The organism is Streptomyces ziwulingensis (assembly GCF_039542605.1).
In the GTDB taxonomy this organism is placed as follows: Bacteria; Actinomycetota; Actinomycetes; order Streptomycetales; family Streptomycetaceae; genus Streptomyces; species Streptomyces ziwulingensis.
Map to the genome: position 1 here is coordinate 1 of NZ_BAABIG010000151.1, position 871 is coordinate 871.

Consider the following 871-nt stretch of genomic DNA (forward strand, 5'->3'; position numbering starts at 1 on the left):
CAGCACAACGGCAACACCACCTGGCCCACGGTCTCCTGCGCCGCGAGCTGACTCCCCTCCCCATCCCCTCGATGCCGAAGGAGCACTCGCCATGAGAACCATGAGAAAGCGCGGGACCCGTTCCTCCTTACGTTCCCTGATCACCAGATTGGCTGTCGTCGCCATGGCTGCCGCGAGCACCCTGACCGTCCACGCCGCCGCTCCCGCGCAGGCCGCCACCTGCAACGGATACGTCGGGCTCACCTTCGACGACGGCCCGTCCAGCAACACCCCGGCCCTGCTCGACGCGCTCACGCGGAACGGGCTGCGGGCCACGATGTTCAACCAGGGCCAGTACGCCGCCACCAACCCGTCCCTGGTGCGGGCCCAGGTCAGCGCCGGAATGTGGGTGGGCAACCACAGCTACACCCACCCGCACCTGACCACGCTCGGTCAGGCGCAGATCGACTCGGAGATCTCCCGGACCCAGCAGGCCATCGCGAGCGCGGGCGGCGGTACGCCGAAACTGTTCCGGCCGCCGTACGGCGAGACCAACGCGACGCTGAAGGCGGTCGAGGCCAAGTACGGCCTGACCGAGATCATCTGGGACGTGGACCCGCAGGACTGGAACGGCGCCGGCACCGACGCGATCGTGGCGGCCGCCGGCCGGCTCACCAGCGGCCAGGTCATCCTGCTGCACGACTGGGCCGCCAACACGCTCGCCGCGATCCCGCGGATCGCGCAGGGGCTGGCCGCGCGCAACCTGTGTGCCGGCATGATCTCGCCGACGACCGGCCGCGCCGTCGCCCCCGACGGTGGCGGGGGCGGAGGAGGAGGCGGTGGTGGCGGTGGCGGTGGGAGCTGCTCGGCGACGCTCTCCGCGGGGCAGTCG

General features: G+C 71.4%; 1 protein-coding gene. It reads left to right on the forward strand.

Annotated elements, in window-relative coordinates; genetic code table 11:
* Positions 1 to 100: 100 nt before the first annotated feature.
* The coding region (locus tag ABEB00_RS35850) for a polysaccharide deacetylase family protein (RefSeq protein ID WP_425586635.1) at positions 101 to 871 on the forward strand (771 nt) is incomplete at its 3' end.